Genomic DNA, 19,053 nt, shown 5'->3' with positions numbered 1-19,053 from the left:
CTACTGGTTCTACTGGTTCTACTGGTTCTACTGGTTCTACTGGTTCTACTGGTTCTACTGGTTCTACTGGTTCTACTGGTTCTACTGGTTCTACTGGTTCTACTGGTTCTACTGGTTCTACTGGTTCTACTGGTTCTACTGGTGACACTGGACCTACTGGGGCTACTGGCGTGACCGGGGTTACTGGCTCTACTGGGGCTACTGGTGACACTGGCGCTACTGGTGACACTGGCGCTACTGGCGTTACCGGGGCTACTGGCGTTACTGGGGCTGCGGGCTCTACTGGCGTTACTGGGGCTACTGGCGTTACCGGCTCTACTGGCTCTACTGGTTCTACTGGCGCTACCGGCTCTACTGGCGTGACCGGCTCTACTGGGCCTACTGGTGAACGTGGCGCTACCGGCGTCACTGGCGCTACTGGCTCTACTGGCTCTACTGGCGTGACCGGCTCTACTGGGCCTACTGGTGAACGTGGCGCTACCGGTGTCACTGGCGCTACTGGCTCTACTGGCTCTACTGGCTCTACTGGCTCTACTGGCTCTACTGGCTCTACTGGCTCTACTGGTGCAACTGGCGTGACCGGGGCTACTGGCTCTACTGGTGCAACTGGCGTGACCGGCTCTACTGGCCCTACTGGTGAACGTGGCGCTACTGGCTCTACTGGCTCTACTGGCGTGACCGGCTCTACTGGCCCTACTGGTGAACGTGGCGCTACCGGCGTCACTGGCGCTACTGGCTCTACTGGCTCTACTGGCTCTACTGGCGTGACCGGCTCTACTGGCCCTACTGGTGAACGTGGCGCTACCGGTGTCACTGGCGCTACTGGCTCTACTGGCTCTACTGGTGCAACTGGCGTGACCGGGGCTACTGGCTCTACTGGTACAACTGGCGTGACCGGGGCTACTGGCTCTACTGGTGCAACTGGCGTGACCGGCTCTACTGGACCTACTGGTGAACGTGGCGCTACCGGCGTCACTGGCTCTACTGGCTCTACTGGCGTGACCGGCTCTACTGGGCCTACTGGTGAACGTGGCGCTACCGGTGTCACTGGCTCTACTGGCTCTACTGGCTCTACTGGCTCTACTGGCTCTACTGGTGCAACTGGCTCTACTGGTGCAACTGGCGTGACCGGCTCTACTGGACCTACTGGTGAACGTGGCGCTACTGGCTCTACTGGCCCTACTGGTGCAACTGGCGTGACCGGCTCTACTGGGCCTACTGGTGAACGTGGCGCTACTGGCGTGACCGGCTCTACTGGGGCTACTGGCGTTACTGGTTTGACTGGCTTTACTGGACCAGCATTTACAGAAGGTTTCTCAGCATTTAATAATGCTGTATCAGTAAGTGCTTCTAGTACAATCACCAACTGGAGTGTTGCATCTCCTTATTTCACAACACCAGCATTCAATCCAGTGACCGGAATTTTCACTGTTCCAACAACCGGAAGATACTCTTTTGAAGCAACAATCAACTACTCAACTACTGCAGTAATTACCGTTGGTTTAGGAGCTGGCATCAATCCATCATTTGCAATTCGCAGAAACGCAGCAACAAGTTTAATAAGCGGATTATTCCCTTTATTAAATGTAAATATTATTGCCGTATTGAATTTACGCACTATCCTTGGTAATGGGACAGTAACATTGGCTGGAGAAGTCGAATTAACTGCAGGTGATACCATTGATTTATTCTACAATGCTAACGGTTTAACGATCGGACTTACTCTTGGAGGAGCGAACTCTGGCGGTATTGTATGGTCATGTCACCGTATTTCATAGCATTAAAGAACAAAAATTTTTACTGGTTGAACAACTAACATTCTATATAAGATTTTTACTGGGAAAGTAGAAGCTTACTTTCCCAGTTTTCTATTTCGATGTATCTAACTTGTGCAATTTTTACTTTTAAACGCTCATACTTTACAAATAATTTATCGCGGAATCTCTTAAAAGCAATAAAAAAGTAGTACAAACATTATTCAAGTTTGTACTACTTCTAATAACTATTTAATCCACAAACATTTCCGTTAGTACTTCATCAGCAACATTTTTACCTTGCTCAACGCACTCAGGTATTGATATTCCTTCGAAGGAACTCCCCGAGAGCTTTACAGCGGGAAAATGTTCACGTAATTCTTGCTTTACTCGCTCTATCTTCGCTTCATGTCCTACGGTATATTGTGGCATGGCATTTTTCCAGCGGGAAACTACAGTCATTAACGGTTCTCCATCTACACCAATTGTTTTCATTAAATCCTGCAAAACGGTCTTTTCAATTTCAGTATCGGATAACGCTACAATTGCCTCGTCGCCCACTCGGCCAATATAACTACGTAACAGCACGTAATCATCCGGTGTTGTGCCAGGCCACTTTCGATTAATCCAAGTACAAGAAGTTATTGAAAAATCACTATTTCGAGAAACAAAAAATGATAACGCATCTAGATCACCTAACTGGTCTTTTTTAAATGCCATTGTCACAGTAGCAATAGTTGCCGCCTTCATCGTACTCAATTCATTTAATAACTGGTGTTTGCTGAACATTTTTCTTGCTATATTAAAAGGTGTAGCAAGAATAACAGCATCTGCTTTTAATTGTGTAAAATTGTTTAACACAACTTGGACAGTACCATCCTTACCATGCTCAATTTCCTCGACTTTAACACCCTTCATAACTGTACCAGGTAGTAGTGATTCTTCCAGTTTTTCGATAAGTGTCTCAAGACCATTATTAAATGATTGAAAAATGCCCTTATCTTTCGTAATAAGATCGTTATTTAAAAAATTTGTACCAGACTTTTTCATACCAATAAGTAAGCTACGATATTTTTGCTCTAATCCATAGAGCTGCGGAAATGTTGAACGCATACTTAACTGCTCAATATCACCAGCAAACGTTCCAGCAAGTAATGGCTCTACTAAATTTTCTACAATTTCAGCACCGAATCTTCTTCTAAAAAATTGCCCTAATGGTTGGTCATCATCCTGTGCAGAGCGCGGGATGAAAAAATCCCCCGCTGCACGAACTTTCCCGCTAAGTGAAAACAAACCTGATGTAATAAATGACGAAACATGTGGTGTTGCCCCAGACAAAAGATTACTAGGGATTGGATACAATTGACTACCAACAGCAATGTAAGTCGGCCCTGTATTGCTTGTAATCATTTCTTGTTCAATGCCTAAATCCTTTGCCAAAGCATATACATAGTTCTCGCGATCAAAAAAAGATTCTGGCCCGCGCTCGATAATACAGCCATCTTTTCTCAGTGTTTGTATTTTTCCGCCAAGACGTAATGACGACTCGACAAGTACGATATCTAACGGCAAATCTTTTGCGCTTGCTTCTTTTTGCAAATAGAACGCAGCTGTGAGGCCAGTAATGCCACCGCCTACAACAACTACCTTTCGTCTTTTCTGAGTCACCAACATCATCACTTTCTTTTCGCTTAGCTTAATTTTTTATGAATGGCATCAACCATTGCATCAATAAATAATGGGTGTGTATTTGGCATGGCTGGACGATAATATTTCGCGCCAAGTTCATCACAAACAACTTTACATTCATAATCGTTGTCATATAAAACTTCTAAATGTTCTGTTACAAAGCCAACTGGCGTATAAACGAATGAGCGGAAGCCTTTTTGCTCGTAAAGTTCACGTGTTAAGTCCTGAACATCTGGACCGATCCACGGCTCAGGTGTTTGTCCTGCTGATTGCCAGCCAACTTCTACATTATTGACACCCGTAGCTTCTTTAATTAGTCGAGCTGTCTCAATTAATTGATCTTCATACGGATCGCCCAACTCTTTAATTTTCTCAGGAAGTGAGTGTGCAGACACGATTAGACATGCTTTTTCACGTTCTTCACTAGACATTGCATTAAATGTTTCATTCACTTTGTTTTTCCAATACTCAATGAACTTAGGTTCATCATACCAAGATTCTACAGAAGTAATTGTTAATCGATCTCCAGCTGTTTCTACTGCGCGACCATTATATGACTTAATAGAGAACGTTGAGAAGTGAGGAGCTAATACGATAGAAACCGCTTCTTTAATACCTTCTGCTACCATTCCTTCTACCGCATCTTCAATGAATGGGTGGATATGCTTTAAACCAATAAATAATTTATATTCCACTTCATCTTGCACTTCATTTAAACGTGCACATAAAGCTTCAGCCTGCGCCTTTGTAGCAGCAGCAAGTGGTGATAAACCACCGATAGCCTCATAACGACCGCGTAAATCTTCTAAATGCTCTTCTGATGGTTTGCGACCGTGGCGAATATGCGTATAGTAAGGTTCGATGTCTTCTTCTTTATAGGGTGTTCCGTATGCCATAACTAATAAGCCTTTAACTTCTTTCATTACCTTTTCACCTCTAAATAATAGTTAAGTATATCTTTATCGTACAGTATGTGACAAAAAGAAGCTGTCCAATTCATTAGGTTGGACAGCACCCTTTCTACGATGAAATCGAGATATCATTCATAGAAAAGAAATATGAAAGTTAATATCTTGTTCACATCTATATTAAGAGCGTGCTTGAATTTGTTGAGCACTATACTCATGAATAAGAGCTGTTAAACGTTTTAACACTTCTGGATCTACCTCTGGGAATACACCATGACCTAAGTTAAAGATGTGCCCTGGCATTTCTAAGCCTTGATCGATAATATCTTTCGTGCGTTTTTCAATAATTGACCAATCAGCAAGTAATAGTGATGGATCTAAATTCCCTTGGACAGGCTTAGTTATACCGTTAGCACGAGCTTCTCTAATTGGCAAACGCCAATCTAAGCCAACAACATCGATCGGTAAATCATTCCACTCTTTCGCTAAATGACTTGCACCGACACCAAACTGAATAAGTGGCACATTTTCTTTTTGCAACTCTGCAAAAATACGTGTCATAACTGGTTTAATGAACACACGATAGTCTTCAACATTTAAAGCACCAACCCATGAGTCAAATATTTGGATAGCTTTCGCTCCCGCTTCTACTTGGGCTGAAACATCAGAAATAATCATGTCAGCTAATTTATCCATTAATGCAAACCAAGCTTGAGGCTCTGATACCATAAATGACTTTGTTTTATTATAATTTCTTGAAGGACCTCCTTCAATCATATAGCTTGCTAGAGTGAATGGCGCACCTGCAAAACAGATTAAAGGTACATTCAGTTGTTCCTCTGTTAACATTTTTATCGTTTCTAAAACGAATGGTGTATGTTCTTTCGCATTAAATTCGCCTAGTTTTTCTATATCCGCGATTGAGCGAATTGGATTTGAAATTACAGGACCTACGCCTGCTTTGATTTTTACATCTACTCCAATCCCAGGGAGTGGTGTTACTATGTCTTTGTATAAAATCGCTGCATCAACATTGTAATTTTCTACTGGTAACCGCGTTACATATGCACAAAGTTCAGGTTGAAGTGTAATTTCCTCTAAAGAATACTTTTCTTTAATCGCACGATATTCTGGCTGAGAGCGTCCTGCTTGTCGCATATACCACACTGGTGTATGTTCTGTTCTTTCTCCCCGTGCAGCACGTAGAAGAGTATCATTAAAAGTTGTCATGAATAGTTCCTTCCCCTCAATAAAATTCATATAGTAAAATTCTCTGATTTAATTCGTTATTATTGATATCCGTTTTCAATAGTAAACGCTTCCTCTGTTATTGTATAGTTTTCATAGGGAAATGTCATAAAATTGTTCTTTCTATAGGTTTTCTTTTTTGACAAAGCTATATACTTCCATTTAAATGGAGATAATCACGCTATGTTATCATTTCCGCCTTAGCGTACTGGCTGCTTTCGCGTAGATAACAGCGGGTCTAAGTAGTACGGTGCACAAGCACCATTCATTCCTTTTAAAAGATGAACATTCATAAGGAGGGCAATAGTTATGTATATTTACTTAACTTCTGGTACAGGTGATTTTTTAGAGCAGTTAAAGAATAAACATCCAAACGAGGCGTTGATTTTAATACACGGAGAAGGAAACTCTGTGCTTATACATGAAACCAATGGAAAATCTATATTTGCCACACCTCGTAAGTTTGAAGTGCTAGATGCAGTAAATGCTCTAGAAGAACGAGGCTTCTTTGTTTTCAACAATATTCCTGTGACAGATGAAGGTCGACCAGTTTTTGAACATCGCTTTTTAAATCGAGCACGTGCTATAGAAGATGAACCAGGCTTTGTAGCATTTCGACTACTTCGTCCATTAAATAGTGAAACATACATTGTCATGACACAATGGAACGGTCCTCATTCATTTGAAGCATGGAAAAGCTCAAAGGCCTTTGCATCAGCACATGCCGAACGCAAAGAACCAACAGGTGTGAATCAACAAAACATTTTCTCAGCAGCTTCCTATGTTACAACCTATAGTGCTGCTCCAAAAGAAGACAACGAAGATTAGTTGAGGGGCGCGGGTGTTTGCTGATCTTCCGCGAGTATTTTCCCCGGTAGCGCGGGTATTCTCTGTTCTTCCGCGGGTATTTCCATCGGGCGCGCGGGTATTCATTACTTTTTCCAAGGATATTCTTTATGAGAAACGTTTACCCCTATTTATCCAGTTTGTAAAACTATTATGTTATTAATAAAAATCTAGGATAATCCGTTTAAGGAGGTTTACTATGAACCAACATCTACTTGAAAAAATCGATGCTCATTTTGATGAAATGGTGGCGATTCGCCGTCATCTGCATATGCACCCAGAGTTAAGCTTTCAGGAGCAAGAAACTGCTAATTATATTATTCAATATTATAAGAAACTCGGCGTACCGGTTGAAGCTAATGTCAGTGGTCACGGTTTAATTGCGCGGATTAAAGGGAGCAAGCCTGGTAAAACGATTGCCTTACGGGCAGACTTTGATGCTCTTCCTATACAAGATGAAAAAGATGTACCATACAAATCAACTGTGTCTGGTGTTATGCATGCTTGCGGGCATGATGGTCATACAGCTACTTTGTTAATTATCGGTAAGCTATTGTGGGAAATGCGCGATGAGCTAGTAGGTGAATATGTACTAATTCATCAACATGCAGAAGAGGTTGATCCAGGTGGAGCAATTGGGATGGTACAGGCTGGGGCCTTGGATGGCGTTGATGCTATTTTTGGTACACATCTTTCTTCTAACCATCCTACAGGGATAATTGGCTACCGCGTAGGGCCGACGATGGCCGCTGTTGATAGTTTTGAAATAAAGATTCAAGGTCAAGGCGGTCATGGCGCTCATCCGGATCAAACAAAGGATTCGATTGTTATTGGCTCTCAGCTTGTTATAAATTTACAACAGCTTGTCGCACGTCGTGTTGCCCCAACCGAATCGGCTGTTTTGTCGGTTGGTTCATTCGTGGCATCTAATGCCGACAATATTATTGCCGATACAGCCTACTTAAACGGCACAATTCGAACGTTCAATAAAGATGTTCGTGAAACGATGGAACGTGAATTTAAACGGGTTATCCAAGGCACAGAAATTGCGCATGATTGTACAATTGAACTGAATTATCGTCATGGCTACCCTGCGGTTATAAATCATGAGAAGGAAACACTCTTTGTGCGTAATATCGCTCAGGATATTTGCGATGTTACTGAGATCGAAGCAACTATGGGGGCTGAAGATTTCGCTTATTACTTAGAGGAAAAGCCAGGTACATTCTTCTTCACGGGAGCCCGCCCTGCTAAATATGCACCACATCATCACCCTAAATTCGATATAGATGAAAAAGGGATGCTCATTGCTGCAAAGGTATTAGTTTCAGCAGCACTAGATTATCAATTAGTAGAATAGAAGACAAATGCACTGGAGAGCCCGAAGCAAAAGTAAGCGTTCCTCCACTTAAAACTCTCTTTAACAAAAATAAGCTCATTTTTCCAATTCTATTATTGGAAAAATGAGCTTTATAATTTTAAATTTAAATAACCAAAAGCTTATCACCATTACGTATGGTTGATTTTCGTTGCGACCGAGCGCTCTTCTGGGGACGTCCATTAATCCGCTTGAGCTACAAGGCTGTTGATTATCACAGGACGTGATTCTTTTAGCCTTGTGACGTTAATTCCTAAAGAGACGCCCCAGTCTCCACTACAATCAATATATCAATGGCATATGTTTAACTAAATTCATCTACCCTTTGGTGATATGTTTAAAGTTCAAGATTTAGATACTTTAGAAGTCAATTCACTAACAACCAAAATGATTATAAAAGTAACATAAAACATTGGCTGTGTGATACCACATAGACCCACTATAATTGCTTGCGTTATCATTGCAAGACGCACAATTTGATTGACTGCTACCGTACGTGCTTCATCCGGTAAAGGATAAAGCATGTCCATACGAAATTCACCGCTTGATAATAAAGCTGATTTTAATTGAATAGTTGTAGCAAAGCTCAATGCACCTGCAATAACCCATGTAACGACTGGGATATCTACAAAGGCTGCAATAACAGCTGAAATCACTGTTAATCGGAGCCATAAATAAAAATGATCATCTGTTCGGACGAATGTACGGAACACTAAGTACTTTTGGGCATTGTCCTTCTTGTATGCCACAAATTTATAAAGCCAATCAAGCCAACCACGACGACGGATACTACCTCGTAAATGTGGAACGTCCGTGAAATAATTAGCAAAGCGATAGAAACTCATCATGCGATTTTGTTCCAGCTTTACAAAATGCTCGTACGGAATAGGCTCGCCTGCACATTTTTTTCTAAATATTACAATATACACACATCCAACTGCAGCAGCAACAATAGCTAAAATAAGCTGCATTTGAAGCGCCATGTACACAGTAACACCAAAGATAACAGCTCGAATTAGCCTATCCACCCAAATCATTTGACCACGTTCACTATAACGATAACTAAATTCACCTTGTACGCTCAAAAACTTCAATATAATAATAAGTAGAAATACTGACCAAATTTCAGATGTTGTTAATTCAGTAACAGCCTTTAGTAAAGGGATGCTTATGATATAAACAATTGCCACAATCCAAACCTGTGACCAAAACGTCCACGCTAACGCCTTTTTAAAATAATGTGACATTTTCGATTCTAAAGGTAATAAATACACTTGGTCTGGCTCTCTCAAAAGTGAAGTTGGACGACTAAATGCTAGTAAAATCCCCACTGCCACAGCAATTAAAACCTCTGCTGGAAAATCAGACTGTACAATTTTCAGCCATTCACTATATTGATAGCCCCCTGCTCCAATAAGAAATACTAGTACGATCGCTATATGCCCCGTAAAAATAAATCGCATATATTTTTGCACTTCACCTATATAGTGCATAAAGCGAGAGGACCATACATCACGCAAGTTCTTCATGGTCGCGCTCCTTTGTCATTGCAATATATAAATCATCCAATGTCGCATGTGGCATCGCAAATGCCTTGCGTAAATCCTCCATTGATCCTTGTGCTCGCACGCGTCCTTCATGCAATAAAATGATACGGTCACAATGCTTTTCAGCGGTAGATAAAATGTGCGTAGACATTAAAATAGAAGCACCTTCTTTTTTCTTTTCATCCATCTGATCAAGCAAGGATTGAATCCCAAGCGGGTCGAGTCCCACAAAAGGTTCATCAATAATGTAAAGACTTGGATTGACTAAAAAGGCGCACATAATCATAACCTTTTGGCGCATACCCTTTGAGAAATGCGATGGGAACCAATTCAGTCGTTTTTCCATTCGAAATTCCTTTAATAATAATTGCGAACGAGCTTCAAGTGTTGCTTCATCTAGTCCATAAGCCATCGCCGTTAATTCTAAATGTTCACGTAATGTTAGCTCATCATATAAAACAGGTGTTTCAGGGATATAAGAAAATGCTGTACGATACTTGTCCGTATTTTCCTTTAACGTCACACCATTTAAACGTATGTCTCCTTCTTTTGGAAGCATCGTTCCGATGATATGCTTAATCGTTGTACTTTTACCAGCTCCATTTAAGCCAATTAAGCCAACAAGCTCCCCTTTTTCAATCGAAAATGATAAATCTTTAATAACCGGCTTTCTTGTATAACCACCTGTCACATGTTGTACCTCTAATACCGTCATGCCATCACTCCTCTTCTCGTTTATATTTTATCAAAAATTAGCAAATGATACAGTTATGAGTATGATAGAATATATGTACATATAAAATAAGGAGGAATTTTCGAATGAGCGATTGCCTATTTTGCAAGATCATTGATGGATCCATCCCAAGTACAAAAATTTATGAAGACGAACATGTCTATGCATTTACTGACATTTCACCTGTAGCAAAGGGGCATACCCTTTTAATTCCAAAGCATCACTGTAAGGATCTATTTGAGATGCCTGAGGAAGTGGCTCGTAATTTATATGCAGCTGCACCCAAAATTGCGAATGCTATAAAAGCTGCTTTTAACCCGATTGGACTTAATACGATTAATAATAATGGTGCTGCAGCTGGACAAACTGTTTTCCACTACCACTTACATTTTATTCCTCGTTACGATGAAAAAGAAGGCTTGGGCTTAAATTGGCAAACACAAAAATATACACCAGAGCAATTATCTGACGTTGCGGAAAGCATTAAAGCTAACCTTAAATAATTTCTGACACACTCGAATTGTCAGAATTTCTTATTGCAATTTAAAGATTTATATCGTACACTCACAAATAAGTTTCGCTAACGGTCATGAGGACACGTTAGGAGACAAAAAAGATTAGCATAGTCGAGGAGAGATTAGAAATGAATACAAAAAATTTAGTATTAATGGCCCTTTTAGTCGGTGTTGGCGCTACACTTTATGTGGTCACACCAGGTATGGTAAACGGCATGAAGCCTGATTTTATGTTAACAATGATGTTTATTGGCATTTTATTGTTCCCTACTGTTAAAGAAACGTTCTTACTTTCTTTAGCAACCGGTGTACTGTCAGGTTTATTTACAACGTTTCCAGCTGGTCTTGTTCCAAACATTATCGATAAAGCAGTAACAGGCTTTGTCTTTTTAGCGATCTTAGTTGTGCTAAAAAAATTGGCCAGCAATTTTATAGTATCTGCTAGCTTAGTTGGCTTAGGAACAATTTTATCTGGAACTGTCTTTTTAGCAGTAGCACTTTTCGTATTCAATGCAAATGTTGGTGCAACATTCGCTGTACTGTTTGTAGGGGTTGTATTACCTGCTGTAGTATTTAATGTCATTGCTTTTGCTATTATTTATCCTATAATTGCAAAATTAGTAAAGCGCTCTAAATTCCAAACAGCTATTTCAATTTAACTTTTTTCAGCAAATGTTTTTTGTACCGAAAGCGTAGCGACAGGTACAGAAGTCTCCCACCTCTATAGGTGTTGAGATGAATGCGGGTTTAATTTACTTTTCGTCCTGTGGCATTACCGAAATGACCGACATCGTGTCGGCCCTCGTGCAGGCCTAAGCACAAAGCCGATTCCGGACACAATTATGCCGAGGCATAATTGATTAAATACACCTTTATCTTCAAAAGAAACTAAACCGTGATTCAAAATCACTCGTTTAGTTTCTTTTTTATTTTTGTATATGTGCATTTCATGGTTTAATAGTAGGTAACACATGATAATTACAGGAATGAGGTAATCGATATGAAAGCAAAACCATTTTTATTTGGACTTGGAGCTGGGATCGTCGGTGGTACAATCGCTGTACTTCTTTCAACTCCTCAATCAGGGCAACAATTACGTGCTAATTTGCGAGCAAATACTGAAAGCACAAAGGACAAACTTTTAGATGTAAAACAGCAAGCAGGCACAGTAAAACAATCTGTTCATTCGCTTACTAATGAACTAAAAAATAATATACCACTAATAATAAATGATTTAAAACAAACTATTACTACATTCACTGAAGAAATAGAACCTTCAAAAAACAACTTACAACAAGAAATAGAAGCATTACAGAATTCAATAAGCGAAATCGAGAAAAACGTTGCACAATTTACAGAAAAAAAGAAAAAACCGCAAGAAAAAGTTAGCGACTAAAGTCCTTTGTAACTAACGAAAATTATATATATTTATTAGTTTCTATTGGTAAAATGTTATTTTTTAACCACTTTTCAATTTTTTAATTTTTCTAACTTTAAACTTTTTTCCTTTATTGCTATAATATTTTTAAAATGTTAAAGAAAGCAGTAGGTGATGGCTTTGTCAGAGGAATTGTACACTCAAAAAGAAGCGATGCTTTATAGTCAAAGAATTGCGCAAATATCAAAAGCCTTATGGAAAGCAGTTGAAAAAGATTGGCAGCAATGGATTAAACCCTACGATTTAAATATTAATGAACATCATATTTTATGGATTTCGTATCATTTAAAAGGGGCTTCAATTTCTGATGTGGCGAAATTTGGGGTAATGCACGTTTCCACTGCATTTAATTTTTCAAAAAAATTAGAAGAGCGTGGATTCCTTAAGTTTTCAAAGCGTGATGACGACAAGCGTAATACGTATGTTGAGTTAACAGAAGCAGGTACAGAACTTATTATTGAAATGAATAGCAATTATCATAATACGTATCATTCTGTGTTAGAAGGTTCATTAGCTTTAAAAGACTTATACGGTCGCTTCCCAGAATTTTTAGATGTTATGGCTGTTATTCGCAATATATACGGAGAGGACTTCATCGACATTTTTGAGCGCTCCTTCCAGCACTTCCGTGAATCCTTTGACACTATTGAAGAACGTTCAACTGTAAAAGGATGAAAGTGAAACTACTAGGCTTTTAGCGTTAATTGTTCGTAATCTAAACCTAATGGCCGTAAAAACTTATATTTAAAGAGGTATTTCAGAAATATTTCTGAGATACCTCCTTTTTCTTGCATTCTAATATAAATCAATTTAAATTAAATAGACCATTCATATTACGGAGTTGATAATCATGCATTGTTGGAAAATATTAAATCTGGAACATCATTACGGAACAACGCGTATTATGATCATGTCTGTACTTGTTTTTTTTACTGTCTTTTCGCTTTCCTATGTGACCTTTAATTTATTTAATGATGAGCACTATACCGATCGTTTGTTTTGGCTTTTTGTTATTGCTATATTTGCAATCTATCCAATCCATAAATGCTTACACTTTCTAGCATTATATGATTTACGCCAACATTTAAAATTACGTGTGCGTACCCAATTTTATGTTATTCCTGTTCTTCACATGCGTATCCGTGAACCTTTATCGAAAAACCGTTATATTTTAGCTTTACTTTCACCATTTATTATACTAAATACAAGCATTTTATTGGGTACACTACTATTCCCTGCGTATACTCATTATGGTACATTACTTTTAGCTTACCACTGTAGTCTATGTGTAATAGATATTCTATATGTAAAATACTTATTGAATTCACCTAAAGACTCCCAGATTGAGGAGACGCCTAAGGGCTATGAAATTTTAGTGCCACCTATTATTCACTAAATTGCTTGTACTTGTGTTTTATGAACGTTTTTTGTTATGCTATTAATATTGAAAGAGGGGAGGAATAGACTTGCTGTTAATGATTGTAGTTCTATTCTCGGTATTCTATTTATTTCAAATAAACCGCATGACTTATGCGCTGTGCATGCGACGTGAAATTCCCGAAGAAAACCAACCAAAAGTATTCCGAACTATAAATATACTTATTACAATTTTACTTGTCTCATTTTATATTGAAGTTTTATATGCAGTATAGTTAAAAAGAAAAGTGATCCTCGCAAGTCAACGTTCAGAGGTAAATTGAACACCTTATGTGACCACGCGATCTGATTAACGAGAACGTAACTTCAAGCGGGCTGTGCGAATGCCTTTACATGTTAAAAAAGCTAAGGATATTAAACCCTTAGCTTTTCGTCATTTTTATTAATTAGTATAGGAACGCTGCACCAACAATAATTAATAAAATAAATAACACAACTAATAAAGCAAAGCCAGAGCCTGAGCCGTAGCCACCGCCGCCACCGTATCCTCCGCTGCCCATAACTTCACCCCCTTTCTTTTCTATATCCTATGCGCTTGCAAATCTGAAATATAGGCTATACTCAAGGGGGAACCATTTTGTTTTTAAAACGTTTATGTTATAGTAAAAAATGGGACGAAACCATATAAGGAGAGAATATCCACTATGAAAAAGACAGTTTTATCTTTAACATTAGCTGCTTCGGTATTAGCACTTGGTGCTTGTAGCGGAGACGACAACAAAACAATCGCAACTTCAAAAGTAGGTGACATTACAGTTTCTGACTTTAACAAAACATCAAAAACTTTAGCAGGTTCTCATATAATTCAACAGATGATGACTGAAAAAGTATTAGCTGATAAATACAAAGTATCAGATAAAGAAATCAAAGAGGCGTATGACGCAACTGCTTCACAATTCGGTGATAGTTTTGCCGATGCACTTGCTCAGAGTGGCTTAACTGAGGAAGGCTATAAAGATGCTTTACGTATCGAGCTTCTTTCAGAAAAGGCTATGCAAGATAAAGCGTTTAAAGAAGAAGATGTAAAAAAACATTATGAGCAAATGAAAACAGAGTTAAATGCTCGCCATATTTTAGTAGCAGATGAGAAAACAGCTAAAGAAGCAATTGCTAAAATTAAAGGTGGCGCTTCTTTTGCAGATGTAGCAAAAGAATACTCAACTGATACTGGCTCTGCTGAAAAAGGTGGAGAGCTAGGTTGGTTCTCTGTTGGTGCAATGGTAGATGAATTTAATAACGCGGCTTATGCCCTTCCTTTAAAAACATTAAGTGAACCAGTTCAATCAAGCTTTGGTTTCCACGTTATTGAAGTTACGGAAAAGCGTGATGTAAAAGGTGTTGGCTCATTCAAAGATGAAGAGAAAAACATCCGTACACAAATGCTAGCTAAATTAAAGCAAACAGGTGAAGATCAACAAATTCTTAAAGACATCGTTGCAAAAATGGCAAAAGATGCTGATGTAAAAACATCTGATAAAGAATTAAAATCTGCTATTGAAGCCCTTACAACAACAAGTGAGGAGCAAGCTAAAGCTGCTGAAGAAGCAGCTAAAAAAGCTGAAGAAAAAACTCAAAAAGAAAGTAAAGACGACAAAGAAAAAGATTCTGAAAAATAATCTTACTAGTTGTTACTTTACTATATGAAAAAGGGTTACGCCGATACAGGCGTAACCCTTTTTATACAAAATTGTCTGCTAAATGAAAAAGAATGTAATCCCCAACCTTTGAATTTACTATATAGTCGGTTTATAAAACGATCGATTATCAAGTGGAAATAGTCTTTCCGTAAATTCGCCTGGCGCTGTTTTGCCTAATGCTCGTGTTAGCATGTTCATCTTCGCATCAATATTATCAATATAATGTAAGATTTCCGCTTCTTGAATCATCGGTTTTTTCGGGCTACCCCATTCTTCTTTACCGTGGTGAGATAGTACCATATGTTGCAATAGCATGACTTCCTCGCCCTCGATTTCTAGTTCACTAGCAACCTTAGCGATTTCATTAACCATAATGGTAATATGACCAAGTAAATTCCCTTCAATCGTATACATTGTTGCAACAGGTCCTGATAATTCAACTACTTTACCAATATCATGTAGAATAATTCCTGCATATAACAGATCTCGATTTAATGTAGGATATAAATCAGCAATTGCTTTTCCTAGTCTCAACATGGACACCATATGATCTAATAGACCAGATGCATAATCATGATGATTTTTCGTAGCAGCTGGATAGACTAAAATAGCATCCTGATGTTTTTTAATAGCTGCACGTGTAATTCGTGATATATTCGGATTTTTAATATCAAAGAAAAATTGCGTCAGTTCTTCATATAGTTCTTCTTTCGGAGTTGCCGAGGAAGGAACTAAATCATTAATAGCAATTCCATCCTCTGGTTTTGCAACACGGATTGCCTTGATACGTAATTGATTTTTGCCACGATAGTCATGAATTTCTCCACCTACACGGACAATTGCTTCAGCGTGATACATTTTTTCATGATCTTCATTTGTATCCCATAGCTTTGCTTCAATATCTCCACTTTTATCTTGTAATAACAGTGACATAAATGGCTTTCCGACTGTGGTAACCCCTTTTATCGCCTGTTTAATTAATAAAAATTGATCGACTGATTCTCCAACCTGGAGCGTCGTAATACCCTTCATGTTGACGCCACTCCCCTTTCATTTGCTAGTGCTCCTACATCGACAATTTGGTCTTTCTGCCAATGCTCGAGCATCGCGTCATGGCAAGTAAAATATAAAATTTGACGTTCATATCCTACTTCTTTCATTAATTGTACCATTTTGTCTGTACGGTTTCGATCAAAATGGACAAAAGGATCGTCCATAATAAATGGAAATGGAGCAGAGGTTGTTAGCGTTTTTGCTAGTGCCATACGCAACGAAATATAAGCTTGCTCCTTTGTAGCCTGTGATAATTCTGCCATTTGATAACGTAATCCAGAAACATCCTGTGCAACAAAATAGCCTTCATCGTTAATTAAAAGCTTATCGTAACGCCCACCTGTAAACAAATTAAATATTGCATTAACTTCTGTCAAAACATGCGGTAGTTTTTCTTCTCTTAGGCGGAACAATGTTTCATGGATTGCAGTAGCCAATGCTTTTTTTGAAGCCCATTGTCCTATCAGCTGTTGCAACACTGCTTTCTCTTCCTCAAACTGTTGAAGCAACTGGCCATATTTCTCGTCATTTAGAAGATTCTCTTTTTGGATTTGCAGTGTCGCTCGTTGTTCTAAGCAATGATCGATCGCTACCTGCATTGTTCCTCGCTCTTCTTCTAAAGTAAGCAGTTTTTCATTTAGCTGTTCCTCTTCTAGCAGTGACTGTTTGTTGTCTACATTTAGCGAGGCTAGCTGACTCTGGATGGCTTGAAGTTCTGTTTTTATTTGTTGTTGTTGCTCAAATTGTTCATGTGCTTCATAATAGCCCTTCTCTGTTTGTACATTCGCAGCATTAAATAACTGAGTAATTTCAGACTCATAGCTGTTTATACGTGATTGCACTCCTTGCATTTTAGTCTGCAGACTAGTCAACTGCTCTTTTGCTTGTTGGGATATTTGTTGCTCCTGCTGTAAAATAAGGAATGTAGTACGTAAATGCATAAAGATTTCTTGCTCACTATACTCTGTCTTTAAGACTCGCTGTATCTGTTCTAGTAACTCGTTTTTCTCCGCTTGTACCGTTTGTAAAAGCGTAAATGTACTCTTCTTTTTCGCTGCTAACTCTTGAGCACCACGAATGCGCATAAACAGTTCTGGTAATAATGTTTTCGGTATATTTCCCTCTAACCGATAGCGCCCTAAAAAATGGTGAAGTGACTGAGTGGCCTCTTCACTTATCTGCTCAGCCCGTTGAATTTTATATTCAAGTTTCACATATTGACGTTCTTTTTCTTGCTGTTGCTCATTTGCATGCAACAAGCGATCCTCAAATTTTTGTTTTTTTAGTAGGATAGTCTGAGCAATATTTTCCTCCTGCTCTAACTCACGCATTTGCTGACTTTGTTGTTTACTCGGCGCTTCATGAGCTTGTCTAGCAAATTTCAAATATAAAATAATGACGAGTGACATAACCGCTCCTACAACGATAACAGCCATATTTTTTTCCATAACACCATAGATACACGACAGTACACTTATGGCTAATACAATAAATATAAAAATACTTGGTTGTTGTTGTTTCGAGCGTTGTGACCTTCCATAACGCAATTGTTCAAGCTTTCGTTTACGCTGTGGCCACTGTGCTAAAATATGTTCTTCCTCCGTAGTTAATGACTCCTGGTGAAGCTGTTGTTGCAGTTGAGCAATTGTATCTAATTCTGCATGTAGTTGCTCTAACGAACGCAAATGAAATTTCAGCTCTTCTTCTGCTTCTTCCAATAGGCTTAACTGTTGTTGAAATTGTTCCTCTTGCTGTAATGATACGGTTTCTTCAAGCAAAATATCCTGCTCTGTTTTTTCCTGAACACCTAATAAACGAAACTGAGCTTCTATTTCTTGCTCGATTAAATACAGCTCATCCATTAAGCTCTGTTCCTTTACAACTAACTGATTCCATGTTGCTTCCTTGTTCACAAGATGAGACATTTCAGTAATAACTTGCTCGTCCAATGTTAATTGTAGCTTACGTTGCAGTCCCTCATACTGCTCCTTCAGCTGCTCCATCTGCAGTGTTTCATGCATAAGTCGATCCTTTAATTGCTCATAGCGTCGGATCCCTTCTGGAGGAAACTGCACATGTTCATAGCTTTTTTGCGTCTTTTCGAAAGCTTTTTGCTGCTTTAGAAGTGGCATAGCCTGCTTCAGAATTGTGAGTTGCTGCCAATTTTGCTGCTCTGTTTTTTGCTGACTATATAAGCCTTCTAGCCTTAAATCGAGCTGCTGTAATTGTAATAATTTATCCTCAAAGGTTTGAATATTACCTTGCTCTTGTTTAATCGTACGTTCTAGCTTTTTTAAATGCTCCAATTTTTGATTAATGAGTGGCACTTTGCCTGCTTTTTTAAAAAGCTCACTAGCATCTTTGTCCAACTTCTTTTCTAAAGATGACAGTTGTTGGATCCCAGTTGTTCCAGAGGCAAGTAACAAATGTGTTAACTCTTCCTCTGACATTTTTTCAATGCCCTGTAGCTCGTGTAATGAAAAGGAGAAAATAGACTCAAAGGAGGCTTTTGAATAACCATATAAGAGCTTTGCTAAAAGCTCCTCATGCCCCATTGTTCCGTCTTCTAAATAAACTGTAACATCTCCAGCTGCCTTTCCTTTCATACGTTCGATCGTGCATTGCCCATACGTTGGATGCCAAAACGTCAGCTGACCACCGAATTTAGTCGATGCTTTCGGCTCATATTTACGTTGTGCCTGCTGCCTCGTAGGAAATCCAAAAAGCATTTGTAAAATAAACTGTTGAATGGTCGTTTTCCCCGCTTCATTCATACCATAAAAAATGGTAACCCCTTCGCGTAAAGTAATGGTGATATTTTCATGCTTGCCAAAGCCATAAATTTGGATTTTTTGTATCGTTAGCATGTT

General features: G+C 39.0%; 17 protein-coding genes and 1 pseudogene. 10 read left to right on the top strand and 8 right to left on the bottom strand.

What is annotated here, in order from left to right; genetic code table 11:
- Nucleotides 1-1,778 (top strand): annotated as a pseudogene (locus ACFTQ7_RS24890) (collagen-like protein); the annotation flags it as partial.
- Between the two features lie 228 nt (nucleotides 1,779-2,006).
- On the opposite strand, the gene hemY reads toward ACFTQ7_RS24890, so the two are convergent.
- The 3 genes from hemY to hemE all read right to left on the bottom strand — a co-directional run bounded on the left by hemY (nucleotide 2,007) and on the right by hemE (nucleotide 5,581).
- Nucleotides 2,007-3,431 carry a protoporphyrinogen oxidase gene (gene hemY / locus ACFTQ7_RS19705; protein WP_386830492.1) on the bottom strand — a complete coding sequence of 475 codons (1,425 nt, stop codon included), beginning with the start codon at nucleotides 3,429-3,431 and terminating at the stop codon, nucleotides 2,007-2,009.
- Nucleotides 3,432-3,445: 14 nt separating this feature from the next.
- Nucleotides 3,446-4,366 (bottom strand): ferrochelatase, encoded by a 921-nt coding sequence (gene hemH, locus ACFTQ7_RS19700; RefSeq protein ID WP_386830491.1) that lies wholly within the window; start codon nucleotides 4,364-4,366, stop codon nucleotides 3,446-3,448.
- A gap of 165 nt (nucleotides 4,367-4,531) precedes the next feature.
- Complete coding sequence (gene hemE, locus ACFTQ7_RS19695; protein ID WP_386830490.1) at nucleotides 4,532-5,581, bottom strand: uroporphyrinogen decarboxylase; 1,050 nt, start codon at nucleotides 5,579-5,581, stop codon at nucleotides 4,532-4,534.
- Nucleotides 5,582-5,908: 327 nt separating this feature from the next.
- Here hemE and ACFTQ7_RS19690 point away from each other — a divergent pair, with 327 nt between their 5' ends.
- Nucleotides 5,909-6,427 (top strand): antibiotic biosynthesis monooxygenase family protein, encoded by a 519-nt coding sequence (locus ACFTQ7_RS19690; RefSeq protein WP_386830489.1) that lies wholly within the window; start codon nucleotides 5,909-5,911, stop codon nucleotides 6,425-6,427.
- 217 nt (nucleotides 6,428-6,644) lie between these two features.
- The gene (locus ACFTQ7_RS19685) at nucleotides 6,645-7,805 is read left to right on the top strand and encodes an amidohydrolase (RefSeq protein WP_386830488.1); all 1,161 of its coding nucleotides are present in this window, start codon (nucleotides 6,645-6,647) and stop codon (nucleotides 7,803-7,805) included.
- 362 nt (nucleotides 7,806-8,167) lie between these two features.
- Here the strand turns inward: ACFTQ7_RS19685 and ACFTQ7_RS19680 are convergent, their stop codons facing one another.
- On the bottom strand, nucleotides 8,168-9,352 hold the full coding sequence (locus tag ACFTQ7_RS19680; protein WP_386830487.1) for an ABC transporter permease: 1,185 nt from the start codon (nucleotides 9,350-9,352) through the stop codon (nucleotides 8,168-8,170).
- Complete coding sequence (locus tag ACFTQ7_RS19675; protein WP_349661955.1) at nucleotides 9,336-10,085, bottom strand: ABC transporter ATP-binding protein; 750 nt, start codon at nucleotides 10,083-10,085, stop codon at nucleotides 9,336-9,338. Before ACFTQ7_RS19675 ends, ACFTQ7_RS19680 begins: the two co-directional genes overlap by 17 nt.
- A 104-nt stretch (nucleotides 10,086-10,189) precedes the next feature.
- On the opposite strand from ACFTQ7_RS19675, the gene ACFTQ7_RS19670 reads away from it, so the two are divergent.
- The 6 genes from ACFTQ7_RS19670 to ACFTQ7_RS19645 all read left to right on the top strand — a co-directional run bounded on the left by ACFTQ7_RS19670 (nucleotide 10,190) and on the right by ACFTQ7_RS19645 (nucleotide 13,708).
- Nucleotides 10,190-10,606: an HIT family protein gene (locus tag ACFTQ7_RS19670; RefSeq protein WP_079563336.1), complete on the top strand. Its 417-nt coding sequence runs from the start codon at nucleotides 10,190-10,192 to the stop codon at nucleotides 10,604-10,606.
- Nucleotides 10,607-10,746: 140 nt separating this feature from the next.
- Nucleotides 10,747-11,277: a tryptophan transporter gene (locus tag ACFTQ7_RS19665; protein WP_386830486.1), complete on the top strand. Its 531-nt coding sequence runs from the start codon at nucleotides 10,747-10,749 to the stop codon at nucleotides 11,275-11,277.
- Between the two features lie 341 nt (nucleotides 11,278-11,618).
- On the top strand, nucleotides 11,619-12,014 hold the full coding sequence (locus ACFTQ7_RS19660; protein WP_386830485.1) for a YtxH domain-containing protein: 396 nt from the start codon (nucleotides 11,619-11,621) through the stop codon (nucleotides 12,012-12,014).
- 156 nt (nucleotides 12,015-12,170) lie between these two features.
- Nucleotides 12,171-12,731 carry an HTH-type transcriptional regulator Hpr gene (locus ACFTQ7_RS19655; protein WP_386830508.1) on the top strand — a complete coding sequence of 187 codons (561 nt, stop codon included), beginning with the start codon at nucleotides 12,171-12,173 and terminating at the stop codon, nucleotides 12,729-12,731.
- A 175-nt stretch (nucleotides 12,732-12,906) separates the two neighbouring features.
- A complete protein-coding gene (locus ACFTQ7_RS19650) occupies nucleotides 12,907-13,452 on the top strand; it encodes a DUF3267 domain-containing protein (protein ID WP_386830484.1) in 546 nt (181 codons plus the stop codon).
- 70 nt (nucleotides 13,453-13,522) lie between these two features.
- Entirely contained in the window at nucleotides 13,523-13,708 is a 186-nt protein-coding gene (locus ACFTQ7_RS19645; protein WP_079563331.1) for a hypothetical protein, read from the top strand.
- Between the two features lie 171 nt (nucleotides 13,709-13,879).
- On the opposite strand, the gene ACFTQ7_RS19640 is transcribed toward ACFTQ7_RS19645, so the two are convergent.
- Complete coding sequence (locus ACFTQ7_RS19640; protein ID WP_079563330.1) at nucleotides 13,880-13,993, bottom strand: YjcZ family sporulation protein; 114 nt, start codon at nucleotides 13,991-13,993, stop codon at nucleotides 13,880-13,882.
- Nucleotides 13,994-14,137: 144 nt separating this feature from the next.
- On the opposite strand from ACFTQ7_RS19640, the gene ACFTQ7_RS19635 reads away from it, so the two are divergent.
- The gene (locus tag ACFTQ7_RS19635) at nucleotides 14,138-15,109 is read left to right on the top strand and encodes a peptidylprolyl isomerase (RefSeq protein WP_386830483.1); all 972 of its coding nucleotides are present in this window, start codon (nucleotides 14,138-14,140) and stop codon (nucleotides 15,107-15,109) included.
- 117 nt (nucleotides 15,110-15,226) lie between these two features.
- On the opposite strand, the gene yhaM is transcribed toward ACFTQ7_RS19635, so the two are convergent.
- Both yhaM and ACFTQ7_RS19625 read right to left on the bottom strand, forming a co-directional pair.
- Nucleotides 15,227-16,162, bottom strand: a complete 936-nt coding sequence (yhaM, locus tag ACFTQ7_RS19630) for a 3'-5' exoribonuclease YhaM (RefSeq protein WP_386830482.1) — start codon at nucleotides 16,160-16,162, stop codon at nucleotides 15,227-15,229.
- Entirely contained in the window at nucleotides 16,159-19,050 is a 2,892-nt protein-coding gene (locus ACFTQ7_RS19625) for an ATP-binding protein (protein WP_386830481.1), read from the bottom strand. Before ACFTQ7_RS19625 ends, yhaM begins: the two co-directional genes overlap by 4 nt.
- Between the last annotated feature and the right edge of the window lie 3 nt (nucleotides 19,051-19,053).

Origin of the sequence: Lysinibacillus sp. NPDC056959, assembly GCF_042674095.1 — a bacterium.
In the GTDB taxonomy this organism is placed as follows: domain Bacteria; phylum Bacillota; class Bacilli; order Bacillales_A; family Planococcaceae; genus Lysinibacillus; species Lysinibacillus zambalensis.
This window is presented reverse-complemented; position numbering and strand designations above follow the sequence as displayed.

What these genes read in the sequence shown, in the direction of transcription:
- ACFTQ7_RS19680 (WP_386830487.1), bottom strand. Translation starts at nt 9,352, where the DNA reads ATGAAGAACTTGCGTGATGTATGGTCCTCTCGCTTTATGCACTATATA.
- ACFTQ7_RS19635 (WP_386830483.1), top strand. Translation starts at nt 14,138, where the DNA reads ATGAAAAAGACAGTTTTATCTTTAACATTAGCTGCTTCGGTATTAGCA.
- hemE (WP_386830490.1), bottom strand. Translation starts at nt 5,581, where the DNA reads ATGACAACTTTTAATGATACTCTTCTACGTGCTGCACGGGGAGAAAGA.
- ACFTQ7_RS19670 (WP_079563336.1), top strand. Translation starts at nt 10,190, where the DNA reads ATGAGCGATTGCCTATTTTGCAAGATCATTGATGGATCCATCCCAAGT.
- ACFTQ7_RS19690 (WP_386830489.1), top strand. Translation starts at nt 5,909, where the DNA reads ATGTATATTTACTTAACTTCTGGTACAGGTGATTTTTTAGAGCAGTTA.
- ACFTQ7_RS19685 (WP_386830488.1), top strand. Translation starts at nt 6,645, where the DNA reads ATGAACCAACATCTACTTGAAAAAATCGATGCTCATTTTGATGAAATG.
- ACFTQ7_RS19660 (WP_386830485.1), top strand. Translation starts at nt 11,619, where the DNA reads ATGAAAGCAAAACCATTTTTATTTGGACTTGGAGCTGGGATCGTCGGT.
- ACFTQ7_RS19665 (WP_386830486.1), top strand. Translation starts at nt 10,747, where the DNA reads ATGAATACAAAAAATTTAGTATTAATGGCCCTTTTAGTCGGTGTTGGC.
- ACFTQ7_RS19675 (WP_349661955.1), bottom strand. Translation starts at nt 10,085, where the DNA reads ATGACGGTATTAGAGGTACAACATGTGACAGGTGGTTATACAAGAAAG.
- yhaM (WP_386830482.1), bottom strand. Translation starts at nt 16,162, where the DNA reads ATGAAGGGTATTACGACGCTCCAGGTTGGAGAATCAGTCGATCAATTT.
- ACFTQ7_RS19655 (WP_386830508.1), top strand. Translation starts at nt 12,171, where the DNA reads ATGGCTTTGTCAGAGGAATTGTACACTCAAAAAGAAGCGATGCTTTAT.
- ACFTQ7_RS19650 (WP_386830484.1), top strand. Translation starts at nt 12,907, where the DNA reads ATGCATTGTTGGAAAATATTAAATCTGGAACATCATTACGGAACAACG.
- ACFTQ7_RS19640 (WP_079563330.1), bottom strand. Translation starts at nt 13,993, where the DNA reads ATGGGCAGCGGAGGATACGGTGGCGGCGGTGGCTACGGCTCAGGCTCT.
- hemH (WP_386830491.1), bottom strand. Translation starts at nt 4,366, where the DNA reads ATGAAAGAAGTTAAAGGCTTATTAGTTATGGCATACGGAACACCCTAT.
- hemY (WP_386830492.1), bottom strand. Translation starts at nt 3,431, where the DNA reads ATGATGTTGGTGACTCAGAAAAGACGAAAGGTAGTTGTTGTAGGCGGT.
- ACFTQ7_RS19625 (WP_386830481.1), bottom strand. Translation starts at nt 19,050, where the DNA reads ATGCTAACGATACAAAAAATCCAAATTTATGGCTTTGGCAAGCATGAA.